Here is a 14,885-nt window from a genome sequence, read left to right on the forward strand (position 1 = left end):
TTGTCCCGGGAGCAGTCATGCATACGGTTGGATTAATTGTTTACCCGGAATTTCAATCGCTTGGTCTGGCTGTCACGACTGTATTCGAATACGCAAACATCGGTAGCGAGGAGCAGGCCTACGACCTGCAGATCGTGTCCGAGCATGGTGGTCCGGTGCGGACGTCGGAGGGGTTTTCGGTCAACACCAAGCCGTTGGGCGGCGGCAGCTTTGACACGCTGATCGTGACCGGAGACAACAACTGCCGGCTACCGTCCACGACGCTCATCGAGTTTCTGAAGCGCGCGCCGGAACGATCTAGGCGGATCGCCTCCGTCTGCACGGGAGCGTTCGTGCTTGCCGCGGCCGGGCTGCTCGATGGTAAACGCGTGACGACGCATTGGGCGCATGCCCGGTCTTTTGAACGCACCTATCCGAAGGTGACGCTGGATGAAGACAGGATTTTTGTTGTCGATGGACAGATCTGGACCTCTGCCGGGATGAGCGCCGGGATTGACCTTGCGCTTGCTATCGTCGAGCGGGATCTTGGCCTGGAAACGGCACGCGCTATTGCACGGAAAATGGTGATCTATCAGCGCCGCGGCGGGGGGCAGTCGCAGTTTTCCGTTCTCCTGGACATGGATCCGAAGTCGGACCGCGTCCAGATGGCCCTGTCCTTTGCAAAGGAGAACCTTGCAAGCGACCTTTCGATCGAGGCACTTGCTGAAGCGGCACGACTGAGCCCAAGACAATTCAGTCGCGTTTTCCGGGAAGAGACTGGTCAGACACCGGCAAAGGCGGTCGAGCGGCTGCGTGTCGAGGCAGCGCGTCTGATGATGGAAACCAGCCGGCATCCGATCGAGGTCATCGCGAGGGAAACCGGCTTCGGCGATCGGGAACGAATGAGGCAGGCGTTTCTACGCGCCTTTGGTCAATCGCCACAGGCAATCCAGCGAAGCTCTGCGATGGTGGAATCGGCGGCTTAGCCTATCGCCGTTTCGAGCTCTGTCAATTTTACGAGTTCATCACGTCGCGCCATGGGCATTGCGGCGAACCGCTTGTGGTGGCTGCCCGACAACCCGCAGGAATGCCCGGCGCATGCGCTCCCTGTCCGCAAAGCCGGCTTCATACGCAACGGTTTCGACTGTATGGCGCCCGTTTTCCAGCATCAGGCGCGCGGCCTCGACCCGCAACCGTTCCACTGCCTTTGCTGGCGTCTGTCCGGTTTCGCTTCGGAAAGCGCGGCTGAATTGCCGTGAACTGAGCCGTGCGGCCTTGGCAAGTTCATCCAGCGATAGCGGATTCCTGAGGTTTGACCGGGCATAGGTCAGCGCATTTTGAATGCGGTCGGATTTCGGCTCCAGCTCAAGCAGCGTGGAGTGCTGCGACTGCCCGCCCGAACGGCGGTGATAGAGGACAAGCTGGTGGGCAACGGTGCGGGCCACGTCCATACCGTGATCGTGCTCGACCATGGCAAGCGCCAGATCCATGCCCGCGGTCATTCCGGCAGACGTCCAGAACCTGCCATCCTGGATGAATATTCGATCCGCCTCGATGCGCACATCGGGAAAACGCTGTTCCAGTTTATGTGCCATCATCCAGTGTGTGGTGGCGCGCCGGTTTGTCAGCAATCCCGCCTCGGCAAGAATGAAGGCTCCCGTACAGATGGCAGCGACTCGCTGCGTTTCCGCCGCCGCACGGCGCAGGTAGTCAATCAGCTCTCGCGACACCTGAGGCATTGCCTCGCCACCGCAAACGATGACGCTGTCGAAAATCTCGTTCCCAAGCGGCTCGCTCATCACTGTGACCGCTGTCGTCCCGCGCATCAGGCCGCCGCCCTCGGAGCGGATCGAAACATCATACGCCTGCGTCTCAAGCACGCGGTTTGCCACCTCGAACACGGTGCTGGCCGCCAGACAGAGCAACTGGAAATCTGGATAGACAATAAAGCCGACGCTGTGCATGAGCAGATCTTTGTGGCTGAAAAGGTGGCAACTATGACATTTTCGCCAGGCCGCGCAAGGTCCATAACGTTCCCATTGGAACTTATCTCAACGACCATATGGAGAATGTCATGTCGCGGCTTGAAGGAAAGATTGCACTTATCACCGGCGGAAGTTCAGGAATCGGCCTCGCTACCGCCAAGACCTTTCTGGCGGAGGGTGCTGCCCGCGTTTATATCACCGGGCGGCGCAAGGCGGAGCTTCTGGGAGCGGTCGCGACGCTCGGCAACAAGGCCAGCGGTATCCAGGGCGACGTCACCCATCCCAAGGATTTGGATCGGGTCGCGGATCTGGTGCGCGCGGAAGCCGGCCACCTCGACGTGGTCTTTGCAAATGCAGGCTTTGCTGCGCCGGCCCCTCTCGGAAGCATCACCGAGGATCACCTCGACGGTCTTTTGAACACGAATGTCAAAGGCGTGATCTGGACGATCCAGAAGGCGCTGCCGCTGCTGATGCCCGGCGGGTCGATCATTCTGGCATCGTCGATCGTCGGCACCAAGGGCTTCGGGGACTGGAGCGTCTACAGTGCCAGCAAGGCCGCCGTTCGCTCCTTCGCCCGCACTTGGGCGTCGGATTTGAAGCACCGGAACATCCGCGTCAACGCTGTCAGTCCCGGCGTCATCAGGACACCCGGTCACGACGGCTATGGTGCCTCGCAGGAGCAGGTTGCCGGCTTCTTCGATTTCGCCGCCAGCATCACACCGCTCGGCCGGACCGGCCGTGACGACGAGGTTGCCAAGGTCGTGACATTTCTTGCCTCTAATGAAAGCAGCTTCATCAATGGCAGCGAAATCTTCGTCGATGGCGGCATCGCTCAAATCTGAGCGCAACGTCTTGCACCGAGCATCTCGCCCCCCTGCGTGGAGCGCCAAAGGCTCCACGCAGGGGAGACCTTTGCCCATTTGAGAACGCTGGCGATGCACGATGAACTGAGCGTCAGTGGCGGTGATCACAAGATTGCGGTAAAGCTGGAAAGCGTCCTGCCGTGCGAAGGAAAGATCGTGCGCGGTGTGAGAGGCGCCATAGAAGAGCGGCCAGCCACAATAACACCGAAGGTCAATTTGCGCCGTTGGCGAATTTCGTAGACGTGTTTTGCTTTCTGAGACCCCAGCGATCCATTGCTTGCCGGCGATTGTCTTTCGACTCTGCTCGTCACCCCTGAGCGCGGAGCAGGCGAACAATATGGCCGATGGCGTCCTCGTCTGCGAGTGCTTCATCGCCGGTAACCGCCAAAGCTGCACGAATCTCCAACTGGCTGTCGAGCCAGAACTGCACCAGTGCGCCGCCCATGATTGCGGCCAGGCCAGCTGGCAGGTCGTTGCGAATGAAGCCAGCCTCCTGGGCGCGCTTGTCGGGACCGTGCTCTTACTCGCTGCTTTCGGGACGTCCAGTCGGACCTGATAGGAGATCCCCACGACGCAATCCAAAACCCTCAAGCCAAATGATGCACAGGCGTGCAAAAAGTGAATTTTTGTCATTGCGGTGTCATCCACCACGGATAGCTAGGCTTTCGAAGGCCTCTCGGAATGAGGCCCAGGAAGAGGAGAAGGTCATGAACAGACGCGAATTTCTAGTCACTTCGGCGGCGGCGGCTGGCCTCCTGGCAATGCCGCGCTTTGCGTTTGCAGCTGGAGAGACGATTGATCTCTACAGTGGCTCTGACGCCAACATTATCGATTTCTGGAGCAACGTCGTTGTGCCGGCGTTTGCAAAAGCTCATCGCGAGCTGGCCATCAAGGTAACCGATGCCGGCGACAACACCGGCCTTCGCGCCATCGCCGATCGCGGTCTTGCCGCGCTGAAGACCAAGACCGATCCGCAGGCCGACATTTTCGAACATTTCGACCCGCGCCTTCCGGCAGGCGGCATCGACGCTGGTCTCTGGGTGAAATTCTCGGCCGAGAACATCGAAGGCTTCGACCACGTCAACCCGCTGAGCGTCGATAGCGAATACTCGCTTCCCTATCGCGGCTCGCAGGTTCTGCTGGCCTACGACACCACGAAGCTCGACCCGAAGAACGCGCCGAAGACCTGGGAACAGTTGACGGCATGGATCAAAGCAAACCCCGGCCAGTTCATCTACAACCGTCCCGACAAGGGCGGTTCTGGCGGTAACTTCGTCCGCCGCGCCATTCATGAAGCCAATGGCCGCGACCCCAGCAAGTTCACCGTCGACAACTTCACCGCCGACTACGCCAACCAGACGCTAACTCCGGCCTGGAAGCTTCTTACTGACCTCGCTCCCTCGCTCTACGAAAAGGGTGCCTACACCGCTGGCAACACGCAGTCGATCCAGCTGCTCGCACAGGGTGTCGTCACTATGACTCCTGTCTGGTCGGATCAGATTCTGCAGGCAATCTCGCAGGGCGTGCTGCCCGAGACGACCGGCCTCGTCCAGCTGAGCGATCTCGCGCTCTGCGGTGGTTTCTCGCGCATGACGGTCTTCTCGAACGGCGCCCACAAGGATGCCGCTCTCAAGCTCGCCTCGTTCCTGCTCAGCAAGGAAATCCAGGAATCCATCATCACCGAGATCGGCGGCTTCCCGGGCGTATCCTGGGACCACATCTCCGATGACCTCCGCAAAAAGTATGCCGACGTCATCCCGAAGACCATTCCGACCTTCCCGAGCGGTGATTGGGAAACCAACATCAATGACGGCTGGTACCGCAATGTAGCCCCGGGCATCAGCCGTACCTGATGCGCAGGCGGATACAGGTAAATTCGCCGGCGCGTGATGGTGCGCCGGCCAAGAGTGCCTCGGCGGGGCTGCTTCTGGTCGCCCTGCCGATTCTTCTGCTCGGCTGGCTTATCGTCTATCCGATCATCTCGGCCGTCATGGGTACGATCTTCGTGCGCCAGGTGGATGGAACTTCGCAGTTCTCGCTGGCTTCCTACCAGTTCTTCTTCACCGACAGCTACAGCCTTGCCAATCTCTGGGTAACGCTCTGGACGACCTTCGTCTGCGGCGTGCTGCTTGTCGTCATCGGATTGCCGATTGCGCTTTATCTTCGCTTCTCCCAGGGCCGCCTTGCCGGCTATGTGCAGGGGCTTGCAATCTTCCCGATGTTCGTGCCGTCGATCATTCTCTCCTACGCGCTGATCCGCACCATCGGCCCGAACGGCACCGTCGATATACTGCTCAACGCCGTCGGTCTGCCGAAGCTGCCGTCACCCTATCTGACACCCTGGGGGCCGGTGATCGGCCTCGTCTGGGACAACCTGCCGCTGACCGTGCTGATGTTGACGGCCGGGCTCAGCAGCATTTCGAAAAGCTCGATCGAGGCCGCGCGTGATGTTGGCGCCAAGCCTTTGCGCGTCTTCATCTCGATCATCATGCCGCGCATGGGCAACTCCCTGCTGGTGACCGCATCCTTCGCCGTTCTCGGCATCTTCTCGTCTTTCACGCTGCCCTATGTTCTCGGTCCCGCGTCGCCCGAGATGATGGGGCCGTTCATGCAGCGCACCTTCTCCGACATGAACGATCCACTGAACGCGTTGACGCAGGCGGTTATCTCCTTCGCCTTCTGCCTGGTCTTCGGCATTTTCTACGTGCGCTCGATCGCCAGAAACCGGGAGGGCGGCCGATGACGCCGGTTGAAAACACCGCTTCACGCGCCAGGATCGATTGGACCGGGATCTGCTTCGCAGTCCTTCTGACGCTGTTCATCGCGTTGCCGCTGGTCGTCGTCGGCACCTGGGCCTTTACCGAGGTCTGGCGCTATCCCTCCGTCATTCCGCAGCAGTTTGGCCTGCGCTTCTGGCATCAGACGTTGTCGCGTGCCGATGTCTGGGATGCGCTGACGCTGAGCCTGCGGCTGACGGCAATCGTCACCATCCTTTCCGCGATCATCTGCCTTCCGGCGGCCTATGCCTTTGCGCGGATGAAATTTCCGGGCCGCAACATCCTCTTCCTGTCCTTCCTCGCATCGCATGCCTTTCCGAAATTCGGCCTGCTGGTGGCGATTGCCGGCATCTTCCTGCAGTTGGGGCTGATCAGCACCTTCTGGGGTGTCGTGCTGATCCAGCTCGTCGGCACGCTGATGCTGATGATCTGGATTCCGGTCGCGGCGTTCCAGAATGTCGATCGCCGCATGGAAGAGGCGGCGCGGGACGCGGGCGCCACGCCGCTTCGGGTGTTCTGGTCGATCACCCTGCCGCAGGCGGGGCCGACGATCGCCGCCGCCCTGCTTTTGACCTTCGTCGGCACCTTCTACGAAACCGAAGGCGCCTGGCTGATCGGCGCCCCCGAAATCCGCACCATGCCGGTGCTGATGATCACCTTCATCAACAATCAGATCGTCGTTCAGTACGGCGCTGTGCTTTCGGTGATGCTGTGGGTGCCGTCTTTCATCGCCTTGATGTTTGCCCGCCGCGTCATCGGCACGGGTGCATTCGCCCGGGGCTTCGGTGCATAGTATGGTCGGGTTCCGCCCGAAGAGAGGCTGCCAATGGCACGTTTGACGATCAACGGCGTTTCGAAGAGCTTCGGCACGTCTTTCGCCGTGCGCGATTTCTCGCTCGATGTCGAAGACGGCGAGCTGGTCTGCCTTCTCGGCCCCTCCGGCTCCGGCAAGTCGACGCTGCTGCGGATGATCGGCGGCTTCGAGCGTCCGACGGGCGGGTCGATCCTGATCGACGCCAAGGACGTGACCGACCTGCCGCCGGAAAAGCGGCCGACCGGCATGGTGTTCCAGAGCCACGCCTTGTGGACGCATATGGATGTCTTCAACAACATCGCCTTCGGCCTGAAGCTGCGGCATCTGCCGAAGGCAGAGATCCGCGACCGCGTCGAAGGCGCCCTTCAGCTTGTCGGCCTGTCCAACTACGGCAAGCGCCAGACCACGCAGCTGTCCGGCGGCCAGCAGCAGCGTGTCGCGCTGGCCCGTTCGCTGGTGCTGGAGCCGAAGATCCTGTTGCTCGACGAACCCTTCGCCAGCCTCGACCAGCATCTGCGCGAGCGTCTGCGCGAAGAGGTGAAGGACATCCAGCAACGTCTCGGTATCACCACGCTGTTCGTCACCCACGGTCAGGACGAGGCGCTAGCGCTTGCCGACCGCATCGTCGTCATGCGAGACGGCGGCACCGAGCAGATCGCACCGCCAGACGTCATCTATCGCGAGCCGCAGACGGCCTTCGTCGCCGGTTTCATCGGCTCGATGAATTTCGTCCGCACGACGGTCAAGAACGGCATCAGCGAGCACCCGGCCTTTCCGCTTGCCGTACCGGTCGGCGATGGCGAGGTGGAGATCGCCTTCCGGCCCGAGGCACTTTCGCTTTCTCTCTCAGAGAAGAAAGCAGCGTCCGTCCACCGCACGATCGATTTCGGGACCCATAAGCTTGTCGATATCGATCTCATCGACGGTAGCCGGCTGAAATCGATGACCGCGCCGGATGCCAACTGGGCGAAGGGCAGTCTGGTCGAGCCCAAGGTTGCAGCCTACTTCGCATTCCGCGATAACGGCCTCGTCTATCAATCGCCGCAAGCCGGCCATCAAGGACAGAGGCAGGTATTCGGTCATGTCTGATACAACGGGCGTCGCAATCAAGACGGATGGGCACCTCACCTGGCTGAAATGGCATCGTGGCCACCGATGCGCTGGTGACATCTCCTTCACACGCCAGCGGATCGCCGAAGGCATGGCGCTCGGTGCAAGCGTCGAGATCGATCTCGTCTGTTTCGCGGGTGATGGCTTTGCCGTCCTGCACGACGACGTGCTGCACCCGGCGACGACAGGCGAGGGCGTTGTCGCCGATGCCTCGGCCGACTATCTCCGCGGCCTCTATCTTCGCGACCACGAGGGCCAACCGACCGGTCATCCGGTCATGCTGATCGATGATCTCGGCCGTCTGCTGGAGGAGATCGACTGCCATGCGGATGCAGTCCTGCAGCTGGATCTGAAGGAATATTCCGTTCGCATCAGCGAGGCCGATGTCGCCGTCTTCGCCAAGGCGATCGCGCCGGTGGCGAAATCCGTCATTCTCTCAGGAGGCGACGCCGTCGCCGTGGAGCGCCTGTCGCGCGCTGTCCCAGATATGCCTGTCGGCTACGACCCGTGCCATGACGGCGCGATCGAGCGGCTGATGGAAAACCGCGATTTTGCGGGCTTCGTCGCTGCCGCGCTTGCGGCCTCGCCAAAGGCCACGATGATCTATCTGCATCACAAGCTGGTGCTGTTTGCCGATGCGGCGGGTTTCGACATGATCGGCGCTTTTCATCAGGCGGGCCGGACGATCGACGCCTATACGATCAATCGCGCTATCCCCGACATCTTGCCGGATGTTCGCCGTCTGTTGGCGCTGAAGGCCGACCAGATCACCACGGATGACCCGGTTGGCCTTGAGGCCCTGATCACCTCCGGCCACTAGCCTTCGCGAAAGCCATCGACCAGCCAGGTGTGTACCGCGGTGTTGGCCGCGATTATATCGCCATTCGGCGTCACCGGGCCGCCGGAGAAGGCGGAGACATTGCCGCCTGCCTCTTCGACCAGCAATGCCGAGGCGCCGTAGTCGTGCAGCGACAGGCCATCCTCGAAGAAGCCATCGAGGCGGCCGCAGGCCACATAGGCGATCGAGAGCGCCGCCGAGCCGAGCCGCCTCACGCCGGCCGTCTCATCCATCAGCCGCTGCAATGCCGAGAGATAGGTTTCCTTCCTGACCGCCTTGACCTGGCCGGGAACGGGAAGGCCGGCTCCGATCAGGACATTCTCGATATCGCCATTGTCGATGCAGCTGATCTTCTCGCCGTTGAGATAGGCACCCTGTCCGGCTTCGGCGCTGAAGAGCTCGTCGAGCATTGCATCATAGACGACGCCCAGGGTGATCCTGCCATGCTCGACGATTGAAATCGTCATGCCGAAATGCGGTATTCCCCACGCATAGTTCGTCGTGCCATCGATCGGATCGATGTAGATCACTGGCGTATCCGGGCCGGCATCGCGATTGCCGACGGCTTCTTCGCCCTGGATGGCGTAATCCGGAAATGCCCTGACCATCTCGTCGACAATGATCCGCTCAACCGCGACGTCGATCTCCGTCTGATAGTCTCTGGGAGCCTTCGCCAGCATCTCGTTGACACGGCGGCGTTTCAGGGAGGAACGGGCGAGCGTGCCGGCCTTGAGAACGGCTTCCGCCAGAAGCCTGAGACGGCTCGATGCCGCGGGATGGAGTCGGTCGGCAACGTCGGGAATTGTCATGGAAACCTGGAGAGTGATTCACATTTGGAGACTTGAGGCATCGCAAAGGCACATTACGCTTTTATGACGAAACGCCTGCCATGTCGCCCATGAAGAAACTTGGCGACCTGGAACTGTTCGGTTCTGATGAACGATCGGCAATGACGCGAAGATTGCCTTCGCGATCCACATTCTGTGCGCAGACGATGCCGGCGTCCGGGCAGCCCACACCTCCGCCTCTATGCCGTTTCGTGAAAGAAATGAAGGCTTTCCGGCGGGCGCATTTTCAAACCCAAATTTCTGATTTTCACAGATTGACCGGCATCGCCAAGATCGGTATCCATTATTAAATCAATTTGATTGAGTTCAAATAAAAAAGAGGGAACCTTCATGAACATCACTGGAATTGGGTATCGCAATTTTATCGCGAAGGCGGGCTGGGCGACGACCGCTGCCTATATCGCCTTGTTCGGCGCTTCGAGTGCATTCAGCGCCGAGGCGGTCCTGACAATGCACATTGAGGAGCAGACCAGCTGGGTGCAGAATTTCAATCCGTTCGACCTCGCCGGGCGCCGGCAGAGCACGATGGATTTCATCTATGAGCCACTTGTCATTTTCAACGCCGAGGACGGTGGCAAGCCGGTATGGCGGCTGGCGACGAGCTTCAAATTCTCAGATGACCTCAAGTCGATCACCTATGAACTGCGTCCTGGCTTGAAATGGTCGGACGGTCAGCCGCTGACTTCCTCCGATGTCAAATATACTATCGATCTGATGCTGAAGAACGCGGCTCTCGACACGGTCGGTGTCGGTGAAACGGTTGCATCCGTTGAGGCGCCATCACCGACCGAAGTCCGCATCAATCTGAAGGACGTCAACTCCGATTTCCCTGAGTCGCTGGCGGATCTGGCCGTCGTTCCCGAGCATGTCTGGAAGGATGTTTCCGACCCCGTCGCATTCAAGAATGAAAAGCCGATCGGATCCGGGCCTCTCACCGAGCTGCGCCGGTTCACGCCGCAGGTTTACGAGCAATGCCGCAATCCGAATTACTGGGATGCGGCGTCGCTTCATGTGGATTGCATCCGGCTGCCGCAGATCTCCGGCAACGATCAGATGCTGGCAATCCTGCCGGAAGGCAACATGGACTGGATTGGATCGTTCATTCCGGAAATCAAGAAAACCTTCGTGGCACTCGATCCGGATCATAACGGCTATTGGCAGCCGCCGGCCGAAACGGTCGCCTTCCAGATGAACTTCAAGAGCGCCAACCAGGGCAATCTCGAGGCCTACAAGGACATCAATTTCCGTCACGCATTCAGCCTCGCCATGGATCGGCCGTCGATGGTGGATATCGCCGGGTTCGGCTATCCGGTGGTAAACCTTCATGCCAGCGGCCTGCCACCGCGCTTCGAAAGCTGGCGCAACAAGGCTGCGGAAGGCGACAAGGACGCCTTCATGGGCTTCGACACGGAGAAGGCCAACAAGGTTCTCGATGACGCGGGCTTCAAGAAGGGCGCCGATGGCTTCCGGACGACGCCAACCGGCAAGCCGATCGCGTTTCCGGTCATCGTTCCCAACGGCTGGACCGACTGGATCGACGCCGTCCAGATTGCCGTCGAGGGACTCCGCGCCATCGGCATCAATGCGTCGGTCGCCACGCCCGAATACGAGCAGTGGCGGAAGCAGATCCTCGACGGAAGTTTCGAGGTGGTCATGAACTCGCGCGCCGATGGGGCGACACCGTTCCGCGGCTACTATCAAAGCCTCTCGACAGCCTATGCCGGACGCATCACCGGCGCGCCTTCGCGCTATTCGAATCCGAAACTGGACGCTCTCTTCAGTCAGTATCTGAAGGCCACGACCGATGATGACCACAAGAAGATTTTCAACGACATCCAGCTCCTGGTTGCCGATGACTTCCCGGTCGTGCCCGTGTTCAACGGTCCAACCTGGTATCAGTTCTCCAGCAAGCGCTTTACCGGCTGGGTGACGGACAAGGATCCGGTCATGAACCCGGAAGATCATGACAACAACCGGATGCGTCTGATGCATCTCCTGCGCCTCAAGCCGGTTCAATAAGCCGGCCAGGGATAGAGGATATGCGCATTTCGAGCCGGCGCCTCGGCGTCTATGCGGTCGCTCTGGCGTTCGCTGTGTTGATGAACTTCATCCTTCCCCGGCTTATGCCGGGGAGCCCCGTCGATGCCATGGTGGCCCAGCTGGGGCCACGCGCCACGCCGGCAGCCGTGGCAGCGATCAAGGCTCGCTTTGGTGCGGTCGATGCCCCGATGATGAGCCAGTTCGCCGACTATCTGAAGGGGTTGGCCACGCTGGATCTTGGCGTGTCGGTCAAATACTATCCGCAAACGGTTGTTCAGGTTTTGGGCAGAGCCACCATCTGGACAATCTTTCTGGTCGTCACCGCCATCTTCTTTTCGCTATGTGTGGGTGTGGTTCTCGGCGCTGTCGCCGCATGGCGGCGCGGCGGCCGGTTTGACACGATCGTCTCGCCCCTTTCGGTCGTGATGATCTCCGTCCCTCCCGTCATCATCGCATTGACCACGCTTTTCATCTTTGGTGTCTCGCTTCGCTGGTTTCCGGTTGGCTATGCCTATGATCCGAACCTGGATCCGGGTTTCGACTTCACCTTTGCAGGCAGCGTGCTCGTTCACGCCATTCTGCCGGTACTGACGCTGTCGCCATTTCTCATCGGCGAGTTTCAGACGACGATGCGTTCGGCGATGATCTCGGTGCTTGGCGAAGACTACGTCACGATGGGGCGTGCCAAGGGCCTCAGCCACCGTGCCGTGATGTTCGGATACGGCGCCCGCAACGCGATGCTTCCCGTTCTCACCAATCTGGCACTGATGATCGGCGCGGTCTTCGGTGGATCGATCGTCACCGAGATAGTCTTCAACTACCCGGGGCTCGGATTGACCCTCTACACCGCGAGTATCGCGCGTGACTATCCGGTCATTCAGGGCCAGCTGCTCCTGATGACGCTTGCCACTCTCGGCGCCAATTTTCTCGTCGACATTCTCTATGGATTGATCGACCCACGACTGCGGGAGGCAAACTAATGAGCTTCACTCTTGGGGCCATCCTTCGCCAGCGCAAGGCTGTTGCCGGATTGATTATCGTCGCGGCCATCTGGGCGATCGCGCTGCTTGCTCCGCTTATTGCGCCGGGCGAACCCGGCGCGCGCGTCGGCCGTTCCCATCAACCCCCGTCGATGGAACACGTTCTTGGCACCACGAAGATGGGGCGCGATGTCTACCGCCAGTTTGTCTGGGGTGCGCGGAGCTCGCTTTCGGTCGGGTTTGCCACAGGCATCGCGATCACCGTCATCGGCACCGGTATCGGTCTTGTGGCCGGATATGCCGGCGGAAAGACCGACGCCGCTCTCGATCTCGCGACCAATGCCGTTCTCGTCGTCCCGAACATGCCGTTGCTGATCCTGCTCGCCTCATTCGCGGGAACGGTCGGTCCGATGACGATCATGATGATCATCGCTCTGACATCGTGGCCATGGGGCGCAAGAATGACGCGGTCGCAGACCATGTCGATCAGAAACCGTGATTTCGTGACGGCGTCGAAAATGATCGGCGAGCCGGCATGGCGGATCATCTTCGTCGAGATCCTGCCCAATCTGGCGCCCCTCATCGGTATCAATCTGGTCGGGAGCATCATCTATGCGGTGGTCGCACAAACGACGCTGGAATATCTGGGTTTCGGCGATCCCCTGAAGGTTTCCTGGGGCACGATGCTCTACAACGCGCAGAACGCCTCGGCGATCATGGTGGGCGCGTGGTGGGACGTCGGCGTTCCGGCGGCCGGGATTGCGCTGACCGGGCTCGGGCTGGCTCTTCTCAACTTCACATTCGATGAGATCGCAAATCCGCAGCTGCGCTCGGGGCCTGCCCTTGCTCGCTGGTTCCGTCTCAATCGTACCCGCAATCGCGAGCTGGAGGCACGCCGATGAGCGACAATCTGCTGGAAATCGAGCATCTGAACATCGACTATCTCGTCGATAAAGGCGAGTTCCGCGCCGTCAACGACGTCTCCTTCAACATCGGCAGGGGAGAGATCTTTGGGCTTGCCGGCGAGTCCGGATGCGGCAAGAGCACGATCGCCTATGCGATCACACGGCTCTCCAAGGCGCCGGCGTGGATCACAAGCGGCAGCATCAGGTTGGGCGGACAAGATCTGCTGCGCCTGACCGAGCGCGAGCTCCAGAAGATCCGCTGGAAGCGCGTCGGCATGGTGTTCCAGAGTGCGATGAATTCGCTCAACCCTCTGATGCGGGTCGAAGCGCAGTTTCATGACGTACTCTTCCGGCATACCGGATGTTCGCGCGACCAATCGAGGGCACGCGGCGAGGAGATGTTTCGGCTGGTGGGCATACCGCCCCATCGCATCGCTGACTATCCGCATCAGTTTTCAGGCGGCATGCGTCAGCGCATCGTCATCGCCATATGTCTGGCCCTCCAGCCCGAACTGATCATCATGGACGAGCCGACGACAGCACTCGACGTCGTCGTCCAGCGCGAGATCCTCGAGCAGGTCGTCGATCTGCAGAGAACTCATGGTTTCTCGGTGCTGTTCATCACGCACGACCTGCATTTGATGGCGCAGCTGTGTCAGCGCATCGGAGTGATGCTGAAAGGCGAGCTGGTCGAGGTCGGCGATGTCCATCAGGTCAGCACGGCGCCGAAGCACGAATACACGCGCAAGCTGTGGAACGCGATCCCGCAGCTTCCCGTCCATGACCTGTCTTCCGGAGTTACAGCATGAGAGCCGAGCCGAGCATATCCACCGCAGCTTTGCCGCATATCCGGCTTGAAAGCATCAACAGGCATTTCGGCCCGGTCCAGGCTTTGAGGGACATCAGTTTCTCGCTCTATCCGGGACGGGCTCTGGCGCTTGTCGGCGAATCCGGATGCGGCAAGACGACCTGCGCGCGGATCATCGCCCGCCTGGACAGACCGTCTGGCGGCAAGCTGCTCTTCCGCGGGCAGGATCTGACGCTTCGCGGCACGCCGAAGGAGGAGCGGCGCTACCGCAAGGACGTCCAGATGGTGTTTCAGGATCCGTTTTCCTCGCTGAATCCCGCCTTCAGCGTGAACCATCATCTGTCGCGGCCGCTCGAACTTCACCAGCACGGTCTTTCAAAGCAGGTGCTGGATGAGCGTATCGGGGCGCTGCTTGAAAGCGTCGGGCTCGACCCGGCAGTCTCGCGCCGGAAGTTTCCGCACGAGCTCTCGGGCGGTCAGCGCCAGCGCGTCAACATTGCCCGGGCGCTTGCCGTCCAACCGAGCGTGCTCGTTGCCGATGAACCGACGTCGATGCTCGACGTCTCCATTCGCAAGGACATTCTCGACCTCTTGGCGCGCGTCAAAAGGCAAAATGACCTCGCTCTGCTTTACATCACCCATGATATCGCCACTGCGGCCAGCGTTGCCGAGGAAATCGTCGTGATGTTTGCCGGACAGATGGTCGAATGGGGCGATACGTCTGCCGTGCTGGGCCAGCCGCATCACCCCTATACCCGGCTGCTGCTTTCTGCCGTGCCCGACGGCGGCAGGCCGTTCGTGACCGGCGGAAGTGCCCGCTTCCTTGAACAGGCGGAAAAGGTCCGCAGCCTCAGCCGCCCGGCGTCGGCGGCGATCGATCAGGTGGGCGCGAACCACTTCGTCCGAATGCCCGGCAACACAGCTCAATAAGGCCAAAC

General features: G+C 60.5%; 16 protein-coding genes. 13 read left to right on the forward strand and 3 right to left on the reverse strand.

The features are described 5' to 3' along the window. The first annotated feature begins 17 nt into the window (after positions 1-17). Positions 18-965 (forward strand): GlxA family transcriptional regulator, encoded by a 948-nt coding sequence (locus AB4Z25_RS15775; RefSeq protein WP_442208435.1) that lies wholly within the window; start codon positions 18-20, stop codon positions 963-965. Between the two features lie 39 nt (positions 966-1,004). Here AB4Z25_RS15775 and AB4Z25_RS15780 read toward each other — a convergent pair whose 3' ends face one another. Continuing rightward, positions 1,005-1,943 carry a GlxA family transcriptional regulator gene (locus AB4Z25_RS15780; protein ID WP_442208436.1) on the reverse strand — a complete coding sequence of 313 codons (939 nt, stop codon included), beginning with the start codon at positions 1,941-1,943 and terminating at the stop codon, positions 1,005-1,007. Between the two features lie 110 nt (positions 1,944-2,053). Between AB4Z25_RS15780 and AB4Z25_RS15785 the strand changes: the two genes are divergently transcribed. Next, positions 2,054-2,806, forward strand: a complete 753-nt coding sequence (locus AB4Z25_RS15785; RefSeq protein WP_442208437.1) for an SDR family NAD(P)-dependent oxidoreductase — start codon at positions 2,054-2,056, stop codon at positions 2,804-2,806. A gap of 328 nt (positions 2,807-3,134) precedes the next feature. On the opposite strand, the gene AB4Z25_RS15790 is transcribed toward AB4Z25_RS15785, so the two are convergent. Next, a complete protein-coding gene (locus AB4Z25_RS15790; RefSeq protein WP_442208438.1) occupies positions 3,135-3,272 on the reverse strand; it encodes a hypothetical protein in 138 nt (45 codons plus the stop codon). A gap of 262 nt (positions 3,273-3,534) precedes the next feature. Between AB4Z25_RS15790 and AB4Z25_RS15795 the strand changes: the two genes are divergently transcribed. The 5 genes from AB4Z25_RS15795 to AB4Z25_RS15815 are packed head-to-tail and all read left to right on the forward strand — an operon-like array spanning position 3,535 to position 8,348. After that, positions 3,535-4,680, forward strand: a complete 1,146-nt coding sequence (locus tag AB4Z25_RS15795) for an extracellular solute-binding protein (RefSeq protein WP_442208439.1) — start codon at positions 3,535-3,537, stop codon at positions 4,678-4,680. Beyond that, positions 4,680-5,570: an ABC transporter permease gene (locus tag AB4Z25_RS15800; protein ID WP_442208440.1), complete on the forward strand. Its 891-nt coding sequence runs from the start codon at positions 4,680-4,682 to the stop codon at positions 5,568-5,570. The genes AB4Z25_RS15795 and AB4Z25_RS15800 overlap by 1 nt, the downstream gene beginning before the upstream one ends. Beyond that, the gene (locus tag AB4Z25_RS15805; protein ID WP_442208442.1) at positions 5,567-6,397 is read left to right on the forward strand and encodes an ABC transporter permease; all 831 of its coding nucleotides are present in this window, start codon (positions 5,567-5,569) and stop codon (positions 6,395-6,397) included. Before AB4Z25_RS15800 ends, AB4Z25_RS15805 begins: the two co-directional genes overlap by 4 nt. A 33-nt stretch (positions 6,398-6,430) precedes the next feature. Next, positions 6,431-7,507, forward strand: a complete 1,077-nt coding sequence (locus tag AB4Z25_RS15810) for an ABC transporter ATP-binding protein (protein ID WP_442208443.1) — start codon at positions 6,431-6,433, stop codon at positions 7,505-7,507. Beyond that, positions 7,500-8,348, forward strand: a complete 849-nt coding sequence (locus tag AB4Z25_RS15815) for a glycerophosphodiester phosphodiesterase (protein ID WP_442208444.1) — start codon at positions 7,500-7,502, stop codon at positions 8,346-8,348. Before AB4Z25_RS15810 ends, AB4Z25_RS15815 begins: the two co-directional genes overlap by 8 nt. On the opposite strand, the gene AB4Z25_RS15820 is transcribed toward AB4Z25_RS15815, so the two are convergent. After that, positions 8,345-9,175: an inositol monophosphatase family protein gene (locus tag AB4Z25_RS15820; protein WP_442208445.1), complete on the reverse strand. Its 831-nt coding sequence runs from the start codon at positions 9,173-9,175 to the stop codon at positions 8,345-8,347. The two genes, AB4Z25_RS15815 and AB4Z25_RS15820, sit on opposite strands and share 4 nt — an antisense overlap. Before the next feature lie 80 nt (positions 9,176-9,255). Here AB4Z25_RS15820 and AB4Z25_RS15825 point away from each other — a divergent pair, with 80 nt between their 5' ends. From AB4Z25_RS15825 to AB4Z25_RS15850, 6 genes are read left to right on the forward strand one after another with little or no spacing between them, the layout of a single operon-like run. Further along, complete coding sequence (locus AB4Z25_RS15825; protein ID WP_442208446.1) at positions 9,256-9,504, forward strand: hypothetical protein; 249 nt, start codon at positions 9,256-9,258, stop codon at positions 9,502-9,504. Positions 9,505-9,544: 40 nt separating this feature from the next. Then, positions 9,545-11,233: an ABC transporter substrate-binding protein gene (locus AB4Z25_RS15830; protein ID WP_442208447.1), complete on the forward strand. Its 1,689-nt coding sequence runs from the start codon at positions 9,545-9,547 to the stop codon at positions 11,231-11,233. Positions 11,234-11,253: 20 nt separating this feature from the next. Next, on the forward strand, positions 11,254-12,234 hold the full coding sequence (locus AB4Z25_RS15835) for an ABC transporter permease (protein ID WP_442208448.1): 981 nt from the start codon (positions 11,254-11,256) through the stop codon (positions 12,232-12,234). Continuing rightward, positions 12,234-13,136, forward strand: coding sequence for an ABC transporter permease (locus tag AB4Z25_RS15840; RefSeq protein ID WP_442208449.1), 903 nt, complete (start codon positions 12,234-12,236; stop codon positions 13,134-13,136). The genes AB4Z25_RS15835 and AB4Z25_RS15840 overlap by 1 nt, the downstream gene beginning before the upstream one ends. Beyond that, positions 13,133-13,948: an ABC transporter ATP-binding protein gene (locus AB4Z25_RS15845; RefSeq protein ID WP_442208450.1), complete on the forward strand. Its 816-nt coding sequence runs from the start codon at positions 13,133-13,135 to the stop codon at positions 13,946-13,948. The genes AB4Z25_RS15840 and AB4Z25_RS15845 overlap by 4 nt, the downstream gene beginning before the upstream one ends. After that, on the forward strand, positions 13,945-14,877 hold the full coding sequence (locus AB4Z25_RS15850; RefSeq protein ID WP_442208451.1) for an ABC transporter ATP-binding protein: 933 nt from the start codon (positions 13,945-13,947) through the stop codon (positions 14,875-14,877). The genes AB4Z25_RS15845 and AB4Z25_RS15850 overlap by 4 nt, the downstream gene beginning before the upstream one ends. Positions 14,878-14,885 lie beyond the last annotated feature (8 nt).

Source organism: Rhizobium sp. RAF36, from assembly GCF_052114105.1.
Taxonomy (GTDB): Bacteria; Pseudomonadota; Alphaproteobacteria; order Rhizobiales; family Rhizobiaceae; genus Rhizobium.